At 64.6% G+C, this 19,472-nt stretch carries 15 protein-coding genes; 11 read left to right on the top strand and 4 right to left on the bottom strand.

Annotated elements, in window-relative coordinates:
- Window positions 1-10: 10 nt before the first annotated feature.
- The 3 genes from EWM63_RS23620 to EWM63_RS23610 all read right to left on the bottom strand — a co-directional run bounded on the left by EWM63_RS23620 (window position 11) and on the right by EWM63_RS23610 (window position 3,515).
- A complete protein-coding gene (locus EWM63_RS23620) occupies window positions 11-1,117 on the bottom strand; it encodes a porin (protein ID WP_130188719.1) in 1,107 nt (368 codons plus the stop codon).
- Between the two features lie 287 nt (window positions 1,118-1,404).
- The gene (locus tag EWM63_RS23615; protein ID WP_130188718.1) at window positions 1,405-2,691 is read right to left on the bottom strand and encodes an alpha/beta hydrolase family protein; all 1,287 of its coding nucleotides are present in this window, start codon (window positions 2,689-2,691) and stop codon (window positions 1,405-1,407) included.
- 224 nt (window positions 2,692-2,915) lie between these two features.
- Window positions 2,916-3,515: an SMI1/KNR4 family protein gene (locus EWM63_RS23610; protein ID WP_130188717.1), complete on the bottom strand. Its 600-nt coding sequence runs from the start codon at window positions 3,513-3,515 to the stop codon at window positions 2,916-2,918.
- A gap of 419 nt (window positions 3,516-3,934) precedes the next feature.
- Here EWM63_RS23610 and EWM63_RS23605 point away from each other — a divergent pair, with 419 nt between their 5' ends.
- The 11 genes from EWM63_RS23605 to EWM63_RS23560 all read left to right on the top strand — a co-directional run bounded on the left by EWM63_RS23605 (window position 3,935) and on the right by EWM63_RS23560 (window position 19,058).
- A complete protein-coding gene (locus EWM63_RS23605; protein ID WP_130188716.1) occupies window positions 3,935-4,120 on the top strand; it encodes a hypothetical protein in 186 nt (61 codons plus the stop codon).
- Between the two features lie 234 nt (window positions 4,121-4,354).
- Window positions 4,355-6,235, top strand: coding sequence for a putative bifunctional diguanylate cyclase/phosphodiesterase (locus tag EWM63_RS23600; protein ID WP_130188715.1), 1,881 nt, complete (start codon window positions 4,355-4,357; stop codon window positions 6,233-6,235).
- Between the two features lie 19 nt (window positions 6,236-6,254).
- Window positions 6,255-11,156 (top strand): HAMP domain-containing protein, encoded by a 4,902-nt coding sequence (locus EWM63_RS23595; protein WP_130188714.1) that lies wholly within the window; start codon window positions 6,255-6,257, stop codon window positions 11,154-11,156.
- Window positions 11,144-12,052 (top strand): CheR family methyltransferase, encoded by a 909-nt coding sequence (locus EWM63_RS23590; protein ID WP_229487468.1) that lies wholly within the window; start codon window positions 11,144-11,146, stop codon window positions 12,050-12,052. Before EWM63_RS23595 ends, EWM63_RS23590 begins: the two co-directional genes overlap by 13 nt.
- A 471-nt stretch (window positions 12,053-12,523) precedes the next feature.
- The gene (locus EWM63_RS23585) at window positions 12,524-14,590 is read left to right on the top strand and encodes a methyl-accepting chemotaxis protein (protein ID WP_130188713.1); all 2,067 of its coding nucleotides are present in this window, start codon (window positions 12,524-12,526) and stop codon (window positions 14,588-14,590) included.
- Between the two features lie 111 nt (window positions 14,591-14,701).
- A complete protein-coding gene (locus EWM63_RS23580; protein ID WP_229487467.1) occupies window positions 14,702-15,397 on the top strand; it encodes a YceI family protein in 696 nt (231 codons plus the stop codon).
- A gap of 166 nt (window positions 15,398-15,563) precedes the next feature.
- Window positions 15,564-16,157: a phosphohydrolase gene (locus tag EWM63_RS23575; RefSeq protein WP_130190571.1), complete on the top strand. Its 594-nt coding sequence runs from the start codon at window positions 15,564-15,566 to the stop codon at window positions 16,155-16,157.
- Between the two features lie 342 nt (window positions 16,158-16,499).
- On the top strand, window positions 16,500-17,222 hold the full coding sequence (locus tag EWM63_RS32515; RefSeq protein WP_229487466.1) for a response regulator: 723 nt from the start codon (window positions 16,500-16,502) through the stop codon (window positions 17,220-17,222).
- Window positions 17,223-17,679: 457 nt separating this feature from the next.
- Window positions 17,680-17,844, top strand: a complete 165-nt coding sequence (locus EWM63_RS31860) for a hypothetical protein (RefSeq protein ID WP_165390901.1) — start codon at window positions 17,680-17,682, stop codon at window positions 17,842-17,844.
- 54 nt (window positions 17,845-17,898) lie between these two features.
- Entirely contained in the window at window positions 17,899-18,462 is a 564-nt protein-coding gene (locus tag EWM63_RS23565) for a chromate transporter (protein ID WP_130188711.1), read from the top strand.
- On the top strand, window positions 18,459-19,058 hold the full coding sequence (locus EWM63_RS23560; protein WP_130188710.1) for a chromate transporter: 600 nt from the start codon (window positions 18,459-18,461) through the stop codon (window positions 19,056-19,058). The genes EWM63_RS23565 and EWM63_RS23560 overlap by 4 nt, the downstream gene beginning before the upstream one ends.
- A 3-nt stretch (window positions 19,059-19,061) precedes the next feature.
- On the opposite strand, the gene EWM63_RS23555 is transcribed toward EWM63_RS23560, so the two are convergent.
- Window positions 19,062-19,466 carry a DoxX family protein gene (locus EWM63_RS23555; protein WP_130188709.1) on the bottom strand — a complete coding sequence of 135 codons (405 nt, stop codon included), beginning with the start codon at window positions 19,464-19,466 and terminating at the stop codon, window positions 19,062-19,064.
- Window positions 19,467-19,472: the final 6 nt, after the last annotated feature.

The following is a 19,472-nucleotide window of genomic DNA, read 5'->3' as shown; positions in this document are numbered from 1 at the left end:
CAGGCTGGCTTCAGAACAGATGGTGCACGCCCAGCCGCAGCGCATTCTGGCGCTGGCCGGACGCATAGCCCAGCGAATTGATCGCTGCCACCGCGCCATCGCCGTGGGCCCGTTGCATGATCGCCATCGCGTACACCTCCGTACGGCGTGACAGCGAATACACGTAGTTCACGCCAGCCTGGTTCCATCGCATGCCATCCATGTGCGACGACGACAGCGAGGTGTTCAGCGATGCCGATGCGCCCACGCGCACGTTGACGCCCAGTTCCGGCGTCGACATCGTGGTTTCGCCCGCCAGGGCCTGGAGCCGCGAACGCACCAGCGCCGCGTGCAGAAGCACGCCATCCAGCGCATAGCTGACGCCCAGGCCCGTGTTGCGCACGTTGCTGGCCTGCAGCGGCGTGAAGACCGGCGCGCCGGCGGTGCCGCCGATCAGCGACTGGCCCAGCAGGCTGCGCAAGCCCAGCGACTGGCCGATGTTCAGCACTTTGTTGTTGGCGCTGGTCCAGGCGCCGCCGACGCGCAGCGGGCCGCTGGCATACGTGAAATTGATGCCCCACGCGCGGTTGCGCGAAGAGTCGCCCGGCTGTTCGCCCAGCGCGTACACGGCACCCACCGTCATGCCATTGATTTCGCGGCTGGTGTACTTGATGCCGTTGTCGATCTGGCCCACATTGGCGGTCTCGTCGAAATTCCCCGGGTGGAACGCGTAAAAGCTGCCAAACAGGACGCCGTTGCTGAGTTTGCCCACGGCGTCGAACATCATGTTGCTGTGGTGGCCCAGCGCCAGCGTGCCATAGCGGCCCGACAGGCCGACAAACGCCAGCCGGTTGAACAGCACGCCGTTGCGCGGCTGGACGCCGGTGCTGGTGGCGAAGCCGCCTTCCAGTTGGGCGATCGCTTGCATGCCGCCGCCCAGGTCTTCGGTCGCGCGGATGCCGAAGCGGTCGGCCTGCAGCACGCCGTCGTCGACCAGCGTGACCCCCTGGCCGCGCACATTTGAGACGCGTGTCGGGCCCGCATCGAGGCTGCCATAAACGGTCACGGACGTGGTTTGGGCGCCGGCAAGGCCCAGTTGCAGCATTGCCAATCCGCCGAGCAGGAGATGTCGACGCATGTGTCGCTCCAGAACGATTTGATGAGGCTAATCTACGCGCTCAGTTGGGAGGGACGATTGACTTTGATGCCCGCGCAGTAAAAAACAACAGTTCAGCGGCAGGAGGCTGCCGATCTGGCAACGAAGCTTGGCAAAAGGTCAGCGGATACCTTGACCGCAAGCGATCAGGCGCGAGCTCGAACGCGCAGGCACCCGGGCCTGCAGGCAGGCTGCGCACATGGAGCCATGACGAATCCTGCGGTCACTGTTCATGAACTCAGCGTTACAGTTGATACCCGTAACCGCCGTCATCCCGGAACATTGCCGATAAAACCGGGGCAATCGTCACGTTGCGGTCCCGCTGGCCGCGCTCGTGCTGCCTCACCCCTGATCTTCAGTGACAGGATCTGGGTCGTGATGAAACGCACGGAGAACTTTCGGAAGCGCTCGTTCCAGAAGTCGCTGTGATCGGCAATCAGCCCGGGCCCTGCCTGGATCACCAGATACGGCATGCGCGCGGGCACGGCGTTGTCCGTCTTCACCAATTGCAAATCGAGAATTTTCGTGACGGGTTCGACGTTGGGCGGCGCCGCGGCATCGGGTGCTGTCCCTGTTTCCCCGACAGGCAAGTCGACCAGGCGGTGCGTGCGGTAGCGGTCAAGATGCCCCACTGTGTGCAGGACGGTTTCCCGCTCGCCAGGCAAGGGCGCCGATTGCAGGTACGTGTACAGGCGGCCCAGGGGAAATGCCACGCGCGTCGCCGCATCCGCGCTGGACGTGATGATCGCCATGACCGGCTTCTGGGCCGGTGGGAAGCAGCCGCGCGACCGGGCCGCCTGCCAGATCGGCTCATAGTCCGCGCCTTCGAACGCCGGATTGACCAGCAAGACAAAGTCGCCAACGCTTTTCGCCGGCCGGTACCGGCCCAACTTGTCGACCTGCAGGCCGCGTTCCAGAATTGCCGCATACAGCGCGTGATAGGTAATCAGGCCACCGAAGCTGTGACCGACGAAAATCAGCTGCGTTTCATCGTCCCGTGCCAACTGGTCGGGAATGTCCCAGCCATTGGCGATCGTGCGGAACTGGTTGAGTTCGAAAAAGAGCTGCTTGACGGAGCGCTGCCCTATGCGCTCGGCAGCGGCTTTGCGTGTCCAGAACGTGAGGTTGTCCACGAAGGGCACCGACACGCTGGCGCCGCGCCAGCCGACATAAACACCCACGACGGTACGGGTATCGTTCGGTCGCCGTTGACGCTCGATCGCCGCCAGCTCCGCGAGCAGCTTGCGAAAATCGCGCAGATTCGTGTCGTTCTCACCCGCATTGTGCTTCCAGCCGTGCGTGTACGTAACGATCAGCATGGATTGGTTCCGCGCCCTCAGCCCATGCAGCGTCTCGAACAACGCCTGCCGCTGCCGCGCGTCGTGAAACCAGCCCTGGTCATCGAATTCGACATGGGCCAGCACATACCTGCCGTGCATCTCCGTATCGACCGGCGTGGCGGACGTGCTGGCCAGGCCGTTGTGATAGGCCCGATCCGACAGGCAACCGGCACACAGTGTCACCACCATGGCCATTGCTCGCAGCAAGTTGGGCATACCGTTCCTCCCGGCACAGAGACACATGAGAACGTCTTATTCTGCGCTCCCGCTTTGCTGATCGGATCGCCCCGAGGGAGCGCGGGAGGAAAATAGCACTGAAGTACAACACCGCCCCATGGCGCGACGTGTCACGGCTGGCTCACCGTGGCGAGATGTCCAGGTAGCCTGCCCGGGAACGGTACGGCGTCAGCAGAACCGCCAAGCCGGCGTTGATGGCGGCTTCATTCCAGGTCATCGTCCGGCTCGCCCCAAAGGCAATACCGGAGCGGCTGTGTCAGCACCTCGTCGAGTGCAAGTGGCGCGCGGCGGTTAGTGCCTTCACACAATTCATAAAGGTAATCGATTGCATCCCGGTCGCGAAACTCCTGATCGAACCGGAGCACGCCGAAGTTGCCGCTACGGTCGTAGAAAAAATGGTCCGCCGAGTCTTCATCCACATCGCAGTGACCGAAGCAGACAAAGTTCGTATTCAATCTTGCGATGGCATCTTCAGGAAAGTCCTCGTCGTCGCGGTAGTCACCCCAGCACCATCTCGCGTCAAGAAGATCGGCCAAGCCTCCGAACGGGCGCGGGTATGGGGAAACGCCATGGAATGTCACCGTAAAGCCGGCGACGTGCATGGGGAAGTAAAATCCGCCGAACGAGAGCAGGAGATCCTTGAGGTCGGACGGAACCGGGAAACCGGTGCTTTGCTCAACGGCAGCCAGCGATGCGGCTGTTTCGACAGGAAAGCGCTTATACCAGAGTCCGCCTGCTGGAGTGCCGCTGCGCTGTTCCAGCGTACGCATTTCATCCAGCAGCGTCAAAAGAGAAGGTGACATGCAATTCCTTATGTTTATAAAAATCGGGCTTGGGCGATCAAATGTCCGCATGCACGCTGGATGACCGCGGTTGACTGAAAGCGATACATCGCGAGGCAGAGCTATGGCGGGCCATTCGCGGCGCAGCAAGATGAAAGGCTGAAAGAAGGACGGGGACCGGGCAACGGAGCTGGTGGCGGAGAGAATGTCTTCCAGCTCCAGGGTTGACCGTCCAGCTCGGCTAACCGTTCGAATATCTGGTTGATCGTCAACGGGTTCGTTCTACTTGCCATATGCAATGATGAGATAATGGTTCGAGGTTTTCCGGCACGGTGCTGTTAAACGCCTCATATATTATGATGCCTCGGCCAGCGATGGCGGTTCCATTCGATGGGTAATGCACGATGGGTTATTTGCGATTGATCCGGCGGAAAGGCGACATGACCTGCACCGAAAACGAGCGAACTGCCCTGTTGTCGATATTCGCCGCATTTCCGGGTGTGATTGCAGCCATCGACGGCATGCACCCAGTGGGTGGCTACCGCGTCAACTGCATCATCCCCAGGCAGGCGTTTGACGCTGTCATGCTGGAACTGGAGGAGAACGGCTGGCTCTCCGCGATATGAGCTGCCGCGCCGCCGGATCGCGCTGGCGGCTGGCAATCGCGGCCGCCTCCCGAGGCAGCCCGCGCCCCCTGCGTCCCTCCCCCATCCTCACCTGCGCTCGATAGTTTCCTGCTGCAATTTCATTTTTGCTATATTCGCTGTCGGGCCGCGGCTGAATCTGCTTGACTGGCGCCCGCACAAGCGTATCTTTTACGACAACAAAACTACAACCAAGACAAACCGGGTAGCGTCCTTGTGCATATTCCCAAAGTTCTTCTCGTAAATGACGATCCCGCCAGCCTGCTGGCGCTGGAGAGCCTGCTGGGCGCCGATGCCGACGATGTCGGTTATGAGCTCGTCAAGGCCCGGTCCGGGCATGAGGCGCTGCGCGAAGTGCTGCGCCATGATTTCGCGCTGATTCTCCTTGGCGTGGAGATGCAGGGCATGGATGGCTTCGAGACAGCCGCCGAGATCCGTTCGCATCCCCGTTCGGCCACCGTGCCACAGATCTTCGTCACCGCCCTGCCGGACGACGAGCCGCCGCGGCTGCGCGCCTATACCTTGGGCGCGGCCGATTACCTGTGCGCGCCGCTCATTCCCCAGGTGGTGCTGGCCAAGGTGCGCACCTTCGTCGACCTCACCCGCAAGCACCTGCAACTGCAGGCGCATGCCGAGGAAACGCGCCGCATCAACGCGGAGCTGCGTTCGCAGCGGCTGCAGGACCTGGAACGGGTCAACCGCGACCTGGAGCTGGAAGTGGCCGAGCGTAAGCAGGCTGAGCAGCGCGCCCATGAGCTGTCGACGCGCGATGCGCTGACCGGCCTGGTGAACCGCCGCTCGCTGATCCAGCACCTGGAACACGCGGTGGCGTCGAGCGACCGCCGGCGCAGCCAGTTCGCGCTGCTGTTCCTCGACCTGGACGATTTCAAGCAGATCAACGACGGCTTCGGCCACGATGTGGGCGATGAACTGCTGCGGCAGGTGGCGGCGCGGCTGTCGGCCGCCGTGCGCGCCTCGGACGTGGTGGCGCGGCTGGGCGGTGACGAATTCGTGGTGCTCATCGAAGGCAAGGCACCCGGCGAGAACGCGGCGCGGGTCGCGCGCAAGATCGCCAACGCGCATGCGCGGCCCTTTGCGATCGGTGGGCACCGGGTACACACGTCGACCAGCATCGGCATCTACCCCCATGATGGCGCCAGCGCCCGCGCGCTGATGAAAAGCGCCGACCTGGCGATGTACCGCGCCAAGGAGGAGCGGGAAAGCGACATCGGCAAGGTGGCCGCACAGGGCGGCAATATCCGCTTCTTCCACGAAGAGATGAACCGCCGCGAACATGCGCGCGAACAATGGACGGGGGAGCTGCGCCACGCGCTGGCGCACGACGAGCTCGCGCTGCTGTACCAGCCGCAGCTGGACCTGGCCAGCGGCCGCGTGCGCGGTGTCGAGGCGCAGCTGGTATGGGATCACCCGCGGCTGGGCCGCATCGAATCGGGAGCCTTCCTGCCGGTGGTGCAGGACCGCGGCCTGCTCGAACGGGTCGATTCCTGGGTCATGGCCACCGTATGCGCGCAGGCCGCGGACTGGCGCGCGGGCGATGCGCCGCTGTCGACAGCCCGCGTGGCGCTGAACCTGACGGCGCCGGCGCTGGGGCCGGACCTGCCCGCCCGCCTGCTGGCCGAAGTGCGGCGGCACGCCCTGCCCGCCGGCGTGATCGTGCTGGACATCTGCGAGACGCTGCTGTCCGCGCACCATGCGGCAATCGAGCCGCTGCTGCGCCAGTTGCAGGGCGGCGGCGTGCTGCTGGCGCTGGACGACTTCGGCCACACCGGCACCAGCCTGGCCGCCTGCAAGCGGCTGGGGCTGGACATCCTGAAGATCGACGCCGCGTTCGTGCGCAATATCGGCGACGATGCCGGCGGCACCGACCTGGTAGCGGCCATCGTGCACCTGGCGCGGGCGCTGTCGATGGAAGTGGCCGCGACCGGCGTCGACCGTGCCCACCAGTTGGCCGTGCTGGCCACCCTGGGGTGCGACAGCTGGCAGGGCGCGCTGTTCTCCATGCCGCGCAGCGCCACCGAGCTGGCGCAGGCCTTGCCGGACCTTGTCCTGGCTGACTTACTTGAACAACAATCCTGATGATAAGAAGGACTGGTCGATGAACGACATGACCGAACTGCCCGAGGAACTGGATCTGAAGCTGATCCTGCAAACCCTGATGGCATTGAAAAAAGGCGATTTCTCGGCGCGCATGCCGTCCGACTGGACCGGCGTTTCCGGCAAGATCGCCGACACGCTGAACGACATCATCGAAACCAACGACCGGATCGTGAAGTCGGTCACCGAGGTCTCGCGCGTGGTGGGCCGCGAAGGCCGGCTGACGCAGCGGGCCTCCGTCAGCAACGTGTCCGGCGGCTGGGCCACGATCATCAGCGCGACCAACACGCTGATCGATGACCTGGTGCGCCCCACCACCGAGATGGCGCGCGTGATCGGCGCCGTGGCGAAGGGCGACCTGTCGCAGACGATGGCGCTGGAAGTGGACGGCCATCCGCTGAAGGGCCAGTACCTGCGCGCCGCCACCACCGCCAACACGATGGTGGAGCAATTGCTGTCGTTCTCGTCCGAGGTCACGCGCGTGGCGCGCGAAGTCGGTACCGAAGGCAAGCTGGGTGGCCAGGCGCAGGTGAAGGGCGTGGCCGGCACGTGGAAGGATTTGACGGACTCGGTGAACTCGATGGCCGGCAACCTGACGTCCCAGGTGCGCAATATCGCCGAGGTGACGACGGCGGTGGCGAACGGCGACCTGTCGAAGAAGATCACGGTGGACGTGCGCGGCGAGATCCTGCAACTGAAGGACACCATCAACGTGATGGTGGACCAGTTGCGTTCCTTTGCTTCCGAAGTGACGCGCGTGGCCCGCGAGGTCGGTACCGAGGGCAAGCTGGGCGGCCAGGCCTATGTGCCCGGCGTGGGCGGCACGTGGAAGGACTTGACCGATAACGTGAACTTCATGGCGTCGAACCTCACGGGCCAGGTGAGGAACATCGCGGCGGTGACGACCGCCGTGGCGAACGGCGACCTGTCCAAGAAGATCACGGTGGACGTGAAGGGCGAGATCCTCGAGCTGAAGAACACGATCAACGTGATGGTCGACCAGCTGTCTTCCTTTGCTTCCGAAGTGACGCGCGTGGCGCGTGAAGTCGGTACCGAAGGCAAGCTGGGTGGCCAGGCGCAGGTGAAGGGCGTGGCCGGCACGTGGAAGGACTTGACCGACTCGGTAAACTCGATGGCGGGCAACCTGACCGGCCAGGTGCGGAACATCGCGGACGTGACGACGGCCGTGGCCAACGGCGACCTGTCGAAGAAGATCACGGTGGACGTGAAGGGCGAGATCCTCGAACTGAAGAACACCATCAACGTGATGGTCGACCAGTTGAACTCCTTTGCATCGGAAGTGACCCGCGTGGCACGCGAAGTCGGCACCGAAGGCAAGCTGGGTGGCCAGGCGAACGTGCCCGGCGTGGCAGGCACGTGGAAGGACCTGACGGAAAACGTGAACCAGCTGGCCGGCAACCTGACGGGCCAGGTGAGGAACATCGCCGAGGTGACCACCGCCGTGGCGAACGGCGACCTGTCCAAGAAGATCACGGTCGACGTGAAGGGCGAAATCCTCGAACTGAAGAACACCATCAACGTGATGGTCGACCAGCTGTCTTCCTTCGCGTCCGAGGTCACGCGCGTGGCGCGTGAAGTCGGTACCGAAGGCAAGCTGGGCGGCCAGGCCTACGTGCCCGGCGTGGGCGGCACGTGGAAGGATTTGACCGACAACGTGAACTTCATGGCGTCGAACCTGACCGGCCAGGTCAGGAACATCGCGGCGGTGACCACCGCCGTGGCGCGTGGCGACCTGTCGAAGAAGATCACGGTGGACGTGAAGGGCGAGATCCTGGAACTGAAGGACACGATCAACGTGATGGTCGACCAGCTGTCGTCGTTCGCCTCCGAAGTGACGCGGGTGGCGCGCGAGGTGGGTACCGAGGGCAAGCTGGGTGGCCAGGCCAATGTGCCCGGCGTGGCCGGCACGTGGAAGGACCTGACCGAAAACGTGAACCAGCTGGCGGCGAACCTGACGAACCAGATGCGCGCGATCGGCGAAGTGGCAACGGCGGTGACGCGCGGCGACCTGTCGCGCTCCATCCAGGTGGAAGCGCGCGGCGAAGTCTCGTACCTGAAGGACAACATCAACGAGATGATCCGCAACCTGAAGGAAACCACGCAGAAAAACGCGCAGCAGGACTGGCTGAAGACCAACCTGGCGCGCTTCACGCGACTGCTGCAGGGCCAGCGCGACCTGCAGGCGGTGACGAAGCTGATCCTCTCGGAGCTGGCGCCGCTCGTGTCGGCGCACCACGGCGTGTTCTACATGATGGATTCGCAGATGGACGATGCGCGGCTGCGCATGATCGCCAGCTATGGGTACCGGTCCAGCCGCAAGGTGCCCACGTCATTCCTGCCGGGCGAAGGGCTGGTGGGCCAGTGCGCGCTGGAGAAGGTGCGCATCTGGCTGACCGACGTGCCGCGCGACTACATCGTCGTCTCGAGCGGCCTGGGTTCGGCGCCGCCAACGAATATCGTCGTGCTGCCGATCCTGTTCGAGCAGCAGGTCAAGGCGGTGATTGAAATCGCCTCGCTGGACCGGTTCACCGAAACCCACCTCTCCTTCCTCGACCAGCTGATGGAATCGATTGGCGTGGTGCTGAACACGATCGAGGCGAACAGCCGCACGGAATCCCTGCTGACGCAGTCGCAGTCGCTGGCGCAGGAACTGCAGCAGACCAACCAGGAGCTGGCGGAAAAGGCGCGCCTGCTGTCCGAGCAGAACATCGAGGTGGAACGCAAGAACCGCGAGGTGGAACAGGCCAAGCTGGCGCTGGAGGAAAAGGCGACCCAGCTGGCGCTGTCGTCGAAATACAAGTCCGAGTTCCTGGCCAATATGTCGCACGAACTGCGCACGCCGCTGAACTCCCTGCTGATCCTGGCACAGCAGCTGGGCGACAACCCGGAAGGCAACCTGTCGGGCAAGCAGGTGGAATTCGCGAAGACGATCCACGGCTCCGGCTCCGACCTGCTCACGCTGATCAACGACATCCTCGACCTGTCCAAGATCGAATCGGGCACCGTCACGCTGGATGTGTCCGAATACCGTTTCGCCAACCTGCGCAACTACGTGGACCGCACGTTCCGCCACATGGCCGAAGCCAAGCACCTCGGCTTCAACGTGGCGCTGAAGGACAACCTGCCCGCCTCGTTGATGACGGACACGACGCGCCTGCAGCAGGTGCTGAAGAACCTGCTGTCGAACGCGTTCAAGTTCACCTCGCATGGCCAGGTATCGCTCGATATCGGCCTGGTCGACAACGGCTGGAGCCCGGACAACCCGAGCCTGGCCAGTGCCGACGCGGTGCTCGCGTTCTCCGTGAAGGATACCGGCGTCGGCATCGCCTCGGACAAGCTGCAGCTGATCTTCGAAGCGTTCCAGCAGGCCGACGGGTCCACCGCCCGCAAGTATGGCGGCACGGGCCTGGGCCTGTCGATCTCGCGCGAGCTGGCACGCCTGCTGGGTGGCGAGATCCGCGTCGAATCGACAGTGGGCAGCGGTTCCACCTTCACCCTGTACCTGCCGTACAACCGCGCCGGCTTCATCGCCATCGACCAGCCGCGCCCGGCCACGCTGCGCGCCGTGCCGATGCCGCCGAAAGTGATCTACTCGGCGCCACCGGCCGACGAGTTCGCGGCCGATCCGGCCAGCCTGGCCACGGGCGATACGGATGCGGAGGCCGAGACCTACGGCGCCACGCTGGATGACCGGGGCCTGACCGCGCCGGGCGACCCGTCGGTGCTGATCATCGAGGACGATGAACGCTTCGCCAAGATCGTGCTGGAATTTGCCCGCGAAAAGAACTTCAAGGGCATCGTCACCGTGCAGGGCGATTCAGCACTGTCGCTGGCGCGCGACTACGTGCCGTCGGCGATCCTGCTCGACCTCGACCTGCCCGACATCGACGGCTTCACGGTGCTGGACCGGCTCAAGCGCGATCCCGGCACGCGGCACATCCCCGTGCACGTGATGTCCGCGTCGCGCGAGCGCGAACGGGCGCTGCGTTCCGGCGCGATCTCGTTCATGAACAAGCCCGTCAGCAAGGAAGCGCTGGTCGAGCAGTTCGCGCGGATCCAGAAGTTTCTGCTGGGCGGCAAGCGCAGCCTGCTCGTCGTCGACGACGAGCCGGGCCAGCGCGACGCGATCGTGACGCTGATCGGCGCCACCGACGTGGACATCACGGCCGTCGGCACCGGCGAGGAAGCGCTGGCGGCATTGCGCACCAGTCATTTCGACTGCATGGTGCTGGACCTGACGCTGCCCGACATTTCCGGCTTCGACCTGCTCGATCTCATCGGCAAGGACCTCACACTGCGCGACCTGCCGGTGGTGATCAATACCGCCAAGGACCTGAACCGCCGCGAAGTGGCCAAGCTGAAACGCTACGCCAAGACCATCGTCATCAAGGATGCCCGGTCGCCCGAGCGCCTGCTGGACGAAACGGCGCTGTTCCTGCACCGCTCGCACGCCAGCCTGCCGGAACCGCAGCGGCGCATGCTCGAACAGGTGCACGCGCAGGATTCCGGCCTGGCCGGGCGCAAGGTGCTGATCGTCGACGACGACCTGCGCAACATCTTCGCCCTGTCCTCGCTGCTCGAGCGGGAGCAGATGCAGGTATCGTTCGCCGAAAACGGCCGCGATGGCATCGAGGTGCTGGAGCGCGATCCGACGATCGAGATCGTGCTGATGGATATCATGATGCCGGAGATGGATGGCTATGACACGATGCGGGCAATCCGCCGCATTCCGAAATTCAAGTCACTGCCCATCATCACGTTGACGGCGAAGGCCATGAAGGGCGACCGCGACAAGTGCATCGCCGCCGGCGCCTCCGACTACATCACCAAGCCGGTCGATGTGGCCCAGCTGCTGTCGCTGATGCGCGTGTGGTTGCACTGATGGCGGCGCACCGCTGGGCGCGCACCCAGGCACAGACGGGCCCGGCGAGTGGAACGTTCGTGGAGCGCCGGCACGTGCCGGCCCCGGAAGTGGAAGCGCTGGAACTGGCGCTGCTGCTCGAAGCCGTGGCACAGCGCTTCGGTTTCGATTTCCGCAGCCACGACCAGGCCGCCGTCAAGCGCAAGCTGCACGGCCTGATGGCACGGCGTGGCCTGCGCACGATCTCGCAGTTGCAGGACCGCGTGCTGCACGACGGGGCCGCGTCGAGCGCCCTGCTGCGTGCGCTGGGCGTGGCGCCGGCCTCGATGTTCGACGATCCCGACGAAGCGACGCAGTTGCTGGCCGTGGCCGGGCAATGCCTGCCCGGCGCGCCGCTGCCGAAAGTGTGGCTGGCCGATTGCGCCGGCGCCGAGCAGGCCTGGACGGCGGCCGTGCTGCTGGCCGAGCGCCAGCTGCTGTGGCGCACGGAAATCCACGCGACGGTCCCCAGCGACGAACTGCTCGAGGAAGCGCTGACCGCCTCGATCCCGCTGGACAAGATGGGGGACTACCAGCGCTGCTACGAACGGGCCGGCGGCAGCGGCCGGCTGTCCGAGTATTTTCACCTCGAGCACGGCCGGATGGTGCCCGTACCGCAGCTGAAAAGCCGCATCATCTGGTCGCAATACAATCTCGTCACCGATTCCTCGTTCAACGAATTCCAGCTGATTCTCTGCCGCCGCGCCCTGCCCGATTTCGGCCCGCTGTTGCGGCGGCGCGTGCTGCGCCTGTTTCACGACAGCCTGGCCGTGCTGGGCGTGCTCGGCATCGACCGCGAACTCGATGCCGACGACCTGCCGGCCGGCGAGTATTGCCGCATGATCGCGGGGCAATCCTGGTACAAGCGGATCGCCTGATCGGGGGTTTCACGGATGACGTGCGAGGCCGGAGAGCACAAGCGCGCGGGCAAAAAAAAACCGGCCGCAATCTGAGGAGGGGACCGGTTAAAACGCTTTCTGTCGAGAGCGCGGGGAATGATCGGGCTGGTCGCGCAAGGCTGGAGAATCATTCACCGGCCTTGCCGCGGCTGCGGAAATCGTGCCGGATTGAGGAATCCGGCAACCTGCCGCGCAACAGCGATTGCGCGGTACAGGTACACTTTGCCATCGAACGTTTGGAGCAGGCTTAGAACTTCATTAAGGAAACTTTATCAATGTTGCCGGCGCCATCTTCGCTACGGGATTCTACGTAGTTGCTTGCAAGATACAGATGATGCGACAGCAGTGATCTTCAGAGCGATCTTTATTTAAGTTTCCTTGTGGCACACCGATAATGGCAATGCATCAGTCCCCGCTGCTGTCCGGTCCACCATTTGACTTCGATCCTTCATGACAAATACCACCACATTCAATTTGCGCAACTGGAGCGTCGGCGCGCGTATCACGGCGACGACGTTCGGCCTGCTCTCGATCACGCTTGCGGCCCTGATCGCCATCATCAGCGCGAGCACGACAAGGATGCTGGAAGAGCGTTCCATCGTCGCCGTGCAGCAGGACACAGTGGGTGTGAAGAACATGGTGGAACTGTTCAATACCGCCGTCACCAGCGAGGTCAATGCCTTTGCGAGAGTGCTGGCGGCCGAATTCAAGGGCGAATTCTCACTGGATCCGGCAACCACCGTCGACGTTGGCGGCCGCAGCACGCCAGCGCTGAAATTCGGCGGCGCGGTGCTGAACAATGATTTCACGATTCCCGACCGCTTTACCGCGTCGACCGGCGGCGGCGCCACGGTCTTCGTCGCGTCCGGCGACGACTTCATCCGCGTGTCGACGACTACCAAGAAGGAAGACGGCAGCCGCGCGGTCGGCACGGCCCTCGATCACAAGCACCCGGGCTATGCCGTGCTGCGTTCCGGCCAGAGCTACACCGGCCAGGCCACGCTGTTCGGCAAGCAGTTCATCACCCGCTACGACCCCATCCGCGATGCCGCCGGCACCGTGGTGGGCGTGCTGTACGTGGGCGTCGACGTGTCGAAGGAAATGGCCACGCTGAAGGAGCGGATCAAGTCGATCAAGGTGGGCACCACCGGCTATTTCTATGTGCTCGATTCCACGCCCGGCCCCAACTACGGCAAGCTGGTCGTGCACCCCAAGCGCGAAGGCGACGTCATCCTCGACTCGAAGGATTCGGACGGACGCCCGTTCATCCGCGAGATCCTGGAGAAGAAGGAAGGCCTGATCACCTACCCGTGGCTGAACCCGGACGAGACGTCGCCGCGTGAAAAGATCGTGGCGTATTCCACCTTCAAGGACTGGAACTGGGTGATCGCCGGCGGTGCGTATCGCGAGGAAATCACGGCCGAGGCAACCCGGCTGCGCAACTGGTACATCGCGGCCGGCGTGGCCGCATTGCTGGGCTTTTCGGCGGTGATGTTCTTTGGCGTGCGCCGCTACATCACGCAGCCGCTGCGCCAGGTCGAACAGGCCGCCACGCAGATCGCCGCCGGTGACCTGACCGTGCAACTGGACGTCGATGGCGAGGACGAGATCGCCCGCATGACGCGCGCGATGAACAGCATCAGTGCCAACCTGTCCGCCGTGGTGGGCCAGGTGCGCTCGGGCGCGGACCAGATCGCCCATGCCTCCGGCGAGATCGCCAGCGGCAACCAGGACTTGTCGAACCGTACCGAGCAGCAGGCAGGCAACCTCGAGGAGACTGCCAGCTCGATGGAAGAACTGACCGCCACCGTGCGCCAGAATGCGGAAAACGCGCGCCAGGCCAACCAGCTGGCGCAAAGCGCTTCCGACGTGGCGGCGCGTGGCGGTGCCGTGGTATCGCAGGTGGTCGACACGATGGGTTCGATCGATGCGTCGGCGCGCAAGATCGTCGACATCATCGGCGTCATCGACGGTATCGCCTTCCAGACCAATATCCTGGCGCTGAATGCGGCCGTGGAAGCAGCGCGCGCCGGCGAGCAGGGCCGCGGGTTCGCCGTCGTGGCCGGCGAAGTGCGCACGCTGGCACAACGCAGCGCGGCCGCCGCGCACGAGATCAAGGCCTTGATCGGCAATTCGGTCGGCCAGGTGGAAGCGGGCAGCAAGCTCGTCGAACAGGCCGGCGCCACGATGCAGGAAGTGGTCGACAGCGTGCGCCGCGTCACCAACATCATGGCCGAGATCCGCACCGCCAGCGACGAACAGTCGGCCGGCATCGAGCAGGTCAACACGGCGATCACCCACATGGACCAGGTGACGCAGCAGAACGCCGCGCTGGTCGAGGAAGCCGCGGCGGCGGCCGCCACCATGCAGGAAGAAGCGGCGGGCCTGGCGCGCATCGTGCGCCAGTTCAGGCTCGACGAAACGCGGGCAAAAAAAACCCGCGTCGGCGACGCGGGTGAAGGGATTCAAATCGGGAGAGATTTGAAAGAGCGAAGCCATCTTCTCATGGCGAAATGACACGGCCATGACATCGCGTTTTCCGGGAGGCGGGAAATAGGCGCCGGGGTCGCCACCGCGCCGCGCTGGCGGTGTCTCGCGGCGTGCCTGCTGCTGGCCGCCTGCGCCCCGGTGCGGGGCCCTTCCGCGCCCGCTCCTTCCGCTCCTTCCGCGCCTTCCGCATCTTCCGCTTCTTCCTTCCCTGCCCCGGCGCAGCCGGCCGATCCGTTCGCCGACCTGCTCGCCGGCCGGACGTCCGGCACGGCTTCCAACCCTGTTCTGCGCATCGCCGACGATGCGCTGATCGCGGTGACGGTGCGCCGCGGCGGCGCGCTGGCCCGGCTCGGTCACGACCACGTGGTGGCGGCGCGGCGCATCGATGGCCGCGTCGATCCGGCAGCCGGGCTGGCCGTGCTGCGCTTTCGCCTCGACGAGATGACGGTCGATGAAGCGGCACTGCGCAGCGAAGCGGGGCTGACGACACAGCCTTCGGCCGATGCGATCGCCGGCACCCGCGTCAACATGCTGACGAAGGTGCTCGATGCGCAAACCTTTCCCTTCGTCGAAGTGCGCGCGCAGCGAACGGGCGTTGCCGGCGCCGTGCAGGCGGACATCACGCTGCACGGCGTGACGCGCCGCTACACCGTGCCCGCGGCGCTCGACACCACCCCACCCGGCCTCACCGCGCGCGGCACGCTGGTACTGAAACAGACCGACTTCGGCATCACACCCTTTTCCGTGATGGGCGGCGCGATGGCCGTGCAGGATGCGCTGGAGATCCGATTCGTGCTGCCGGCTCGCCCGGCGGTGCCGGAAGCGGTACGATAGCGTCATGAAATGGAATCAGTACGGCGGGAACCAGGACGGCGCCGACGGCAGTGGCGCCGGTCAGCAAGCTGCCATCCAACGTGGCAATCCGGGCAATGATGCCTTGCGCCGCCGCGCGGCAACGGGCCTGCCCGTTGCGCGGCCCGGTACCCGCGCCTGGGTTCGCATGCCGTCCGGCAAGCGCCTCGACTTGCTGGACCCCACCCCGTTCGATTGGGAAGATGCCGACCTGGCCCTGGGCCTGGCGCGCACCTACCGCTGGGGCGGCCATTCGGCCTGGCCCTTGCCCCTGTCGGTCGCCCAGCATTCGCTGACGGTGCTGCAGCTGCGGCGCAATGCGGCGGGCGCGCCACTCGATCCGGTCACCGCGCTGCGCGAGCTGCTGCACGATGCGGAAGAAGGCCTGCTGGGCTTCGATTGCATCTCCGTGCTGAAGCCCTTCCTGGGTACCGCGTTCCGCGACCTGACGCAACGGCTGGAACAAGCCGTCTTCCTGCGCTATGGCCTGCCGGCGTGGACAAGTGCCGCCTACCTGGCCCACAAGCGTGCCGACCGCCTTGCGGCCGCGAGCGAGGCCGTGCACGCCGTTGGCTGGTCACCGGACGAAGTGCGTCGCACGCTGAAGATCCGCATGCGGCCGCTGGTGGACGACCCACTGCACCCGTTGTATGGCGGCACGCCATGGGAACCCTGGCCGCCCACACTGGCAGCGGAACGGTTCCTGGAAGAATTGCTGAGGTTGAAACAAAGCATCACTTGAGAGAGCCTTGCTAACAAGCCGTTTTTAAAGCTTATTTTGTACTTATCCACTTCCGTTGTGGATAACGATGTGGACAAGCGGGGCTTGACAGGCCGGAAACCCAGTACTGGTGCGGGTTTTAACAAAATGCCCGTTCTTGAGGCAAATTTTTCGCCTTGTGAAATCAAGCACTTACAGATGGGTTCGGCTATGCCGGAAGCGCCCGGCGACGGGCCGGAAAAAAATTTGCAGGCACTTCGTTCACGCCGACCAGTGCGGCCGCGGGCGCAACCTTTGACAAAAATGCCGTCGAGGAATAGTGTCAGCATCAGGTAGTCTAATGCACGTTGCAGCGAGTACATCATGCAAGTCAATACGGATGAAGCCAGCGAAGGCTGGATGATAGAAGACGACATGCCGGCCCCGGATGCCCAGCCGCAGGCCGGGCCGCCGCCCTGGAAAGTGCTGATCGTCGACGATGACGTGGACGTGCACGTCGTGACGAAGTTTTCGCTCAGCAATGCGCATTTCATGGGCCGGCGTTTGTCCTTCCTGCATGCCTACAGCAGCGAAGAGGCACTGTCCGTGCTGCGCAGCCATGGCGACACGGCGCTCGTGCTGCTCGATGTGATCATGGAAACGGCCGACGCGGGCCTGAAGGTGGCCCGGCGCATTCGCGACGAGCTGCGCAATCCCCTCGTGCGCGTCGTGCTGCGCACGGGGCAGCCGGGCCAGGCGCTGGAGCACAGCATCATCCTGGACTACGACATCAACGATTTCTGGTGCAAGACGGACCTGACGACGCGCAAGCTCTTCACGACCGTGATCGCCTCGCTGCGCAGCTATCACAGCCTGCACGAAGCGGAGCAGCGCATCGCCCGCGCCGAGGCGGCATTGCGGTCGGTGCACGAACCCGCCGCGGCGATGCTGGCCGCCTTGCGTGCCGGACAGGGCTGGAGCGGCGAAATCCATCTGGGCGAACCCGCCGTGCCCGTACGAGTGCAGGTCGCCCCTGGCCCGGCGACAGGCCAGTTTACCGTGACAGGCCGTTTCGCACCCGATGACGATGCGGACGGCGCTGTATAGGCATACAGTTTGTGGCTAACCCGCACATCACCCCCATTTACGGCGAAATGGCTGGCTTCACGCCACACAAGCATTGCTAAGTAGCGGATTCTGAAGCATTTTTTGGAATATCCACACAGGTTGGGGATAACTTTGTTGATAAGACACCCTTGACAACCCAAACAGCCAGTAACGGCGCCATTTTCCTTAAACTGCCCGTTCAAAAGGCAAACGCGGCCCTCAATAAAATCAAGCACTTGCGAGCCCATCGGTGAAATCGCTGCAAGGTGTTGAAAAAAGTTCCCACTTATTTCTCCAACCATAATTTGTGCATAACCCGTCGGTGACCCGCCCTTGTCCCGGCCTGGTTGCGCCGTGCGTCGGGCGCGGCTTGCCAGCGAATGCACCGAGTGTTAAATGCCTCGCAGTGCAGGCTGCGGTGCCGCGCTATGCTGCGGCTTCTTCCAAGGAGACCACCATGAGCGAACCAATCAATCCCGGCGATGAAGCGGCACCTGGCACCCCTGGCAGCGGCGAGGATGTCTGCCCTGCCTGTCATGGCACCGGCAAGCTGGAGGATGGCAAGTCTTGCCAGAATTGCGGCGGCAGCGGCGTGATCCAGGAAGGAATCGGCGGCGGCTGACCCGAGCAGGCGGCGGCGTGGACACATGGCAACAGGGCGCGGATAATGATGCCCATGACCGATGCACCGAACCGCCCCCGCTCCCTGACCGAACTGTTCATTGCTTTCACCGTACTGGCCTTGCAGGGCTTCGGCGGCGTGCTGCCCGTGGTGCAGCGCGAAATCGTCGAACGACGGCGCTGGATGACACACGATGAGTTCATCGAGGAATGGGCCGTCGCCCAGACCATGCCCGGGCCCAACGTGTGCAACCTGTCGCTGGTCATCGGCAGCCGCTTCTTCGGCTTGCGCGGCGCCGCCGTTGCCCTGCTGGGCCTGCTGTTGGTGCCGGCGCTGGTGGTGCTGACGCTCGGCTCGATCTATTCCCATTATTCGGACCACCCCCGTGTGGCCGGCGCACTGCGCGGCATGGCCGCGGTGGCCGCGGGCATGATCGTCGCCACCGGCATCAAGCTGGCGGCCACGCTGCGCAAGCACCCGCTGCCGCTGGCCGTCACGCTGTCGCTGGCCGCGCTGGGTGTCATCGGCCTCGTCGTGTTGCGCGTGCCCATGCTGGCCGCCCTGCTGGTGCTGGGCGGCACCGGCTGCGTGCTTACCTGGCACAGGCTCAAGCCATGAGCGCCGACGTCGTTTCGCAACCGCTCCAGATTGCCCTGGCGTGGCACGACTGGCTCGACCTGTTCGTCCATTACCTGGTGATTTCGCTGATGTCGGTGGGCGGCACGATCGCCACCACCGCGGAAATGCACCGTTACCTCGTCGAGCAGCATGGCTGGCTCACGCAGACGCAATTCAACGATTCGATCGCGATCGCCCAGGCAGCCCCCGGCCCGAACGTGCTGTTCGTGGCGCTGATGGGATGGAACGTGGGCCTGAACGCGGGCAGCTATGCCGCCGCGGTGCTCGGCGTGGTGGTGACCATGGTCGGCGCCCTGCTGCCGTCCAGCGTGCTGATGCTGCTGGCGGCGAACTGGGGCCACCGCAACCGCGAGTTGCGCCTCGTCCGCGCCTTCAAGCAGGGCATGGCGCCGCTCGTGATCGCGATGCTGGTCTCAACCGGCATCATCCTCGGCAGCGCGAACGGCAACTTCGCCACCGACTGGCCGCTGTACGCGGTATCGGTGGCGGCGGCGCTCGTGATCTGGCGCACCCGCATCCATTTATTGTGGCTGCTGGCGGCGGGCGCCCTGCTCGGCGCCCTGGGCTGGCTGTAGCCGTCAGACTGCGGCCAGCCGGCGGTCCAGCGACCAGCGCCCCGCCCCGGCCAGCGCGATCGTGCCGAACACGATCAGCAGCAGCCAGCCGAACTGCCCCTGCTCGACGGACCAGTCGGGATGCACGAGCACCATCGACACGCCGAGCAGGAACAGCACGGGCAGGCAGGCCAGCCGCGTGAACAGGCCGGCGGCGATCAGCAACGGGCACACCACCTCGGCAAACAGCGCACAGGCCAGCGTGATGCCGCGCCCCATGTTCAGCGGGTCGTCGATGTGGGCGAGTTCCTGCTGCCAGTGCAGCAGCTTCGGCAAGCCGTGCACCCACAACAGCAGCGCGGCACCCGCCAGGCGGGCAAACAGCAGGCCCGCATCCGGCGTGGAGGTTCCGATGAAGCGTTTCAGCATCTGCCC

It is taken from the genome of Pseudoduganella lutea (genome assembly GCF_004209755.1).
Taxonomy (GTDB): domain Bacteria; phylum Pseudomonadota; class Gammaproteobacteria; order Burkholderiales; family Burkholderiaceae_D; genus Rugamonas; species Rugamonas lutea.
The sequence above is the reverse complement of the archived record's forward strand: the minus strand, read 5'-3'. Positions and strand labels throughout refer to the sequence as shown.

Coding starts and splice junctions, on each gene's coding strand:
- EWM63_RS23615 (WP_130188718.1), bottom strand. CDS start 2,691: ATGCCCAACTTGCTGCGAGCAATGGCCATGGTGGTGACACTGTGTGCC.
- EWM63_RS23560 (WP_130188710.1), top strand. CDS start 18,459: ATGAGCGCCGACGTCGTTTCGCAACCGCTCCAGATTGCCCTGGCGTGG.
- EWM63_RS23605 (WP_130188716.1), top strand. CDS start 3,935: ATGACCTGCACCGAAAACGAGCGAACTGCCCTGTTGTCGATATTCGCC.
- EWM63_RS31860 (WP_165390901.1), top strand. CDS start 17,680: ATGAGCGAACCAATCAATCCCGGCGATGAAGCGGCACCTGGCACCCCT.
- EWM63_RS23610 (WP_130188717.1), bottom strand. CDS start 3,515: ATGTCACCTTCTCTTTTGACGCTGCTGGATGAAATGCGTACGCTGGAA.
- EWM63_RS23595 (WP_130188714.1), top strand. CDS start 6,255: ATGAACGACATGACCGAACTGCCCGAGGAACTGGATCTGAAGCTGATC.
- EWM63_RS23565 (WP_130188711.1), top strand. CDS start 17,899: ATGACCGATGCACCGAACCGCCCCCGCTCCCTGACCGAACTGTTCATT.
- EWM63_RS32515 (WP_229487466.1), top strand. CDS start 16,500: ATGCAAGTCAATACGGATGAAGCCAGCGAAGGCTGGATGATAGAAGAC.
- EWM63_RS23575 (WP_130190571.1), top strand. CDS start 15,564: ATGCCGTCCGGCAAGCGCCTCGACTTGCTGGACCCCACCCCGTTCGAT.
- EWM63_RS23620 (WP_130188719.1), bottom strand. CDS start 1,117: ATGCGTCGACATCTCCTGCTCGGCGGATTGGCAATGCTGCAACTGGGC.
- EWM63_RS23555 (WP_130188709.1), bottom strand. CDS start 19,466: ATGCTGAAACGCTTCATCGGAACCTCCACGCCGGATGCGGGCCTGCTG.
- EWM63_RS23585 (WP_130188713.1), top strand. CDS start 12,524: ATGACAAATACCACCACATTCAATTTGCGCAACTGGAGCGTCGGCGCG.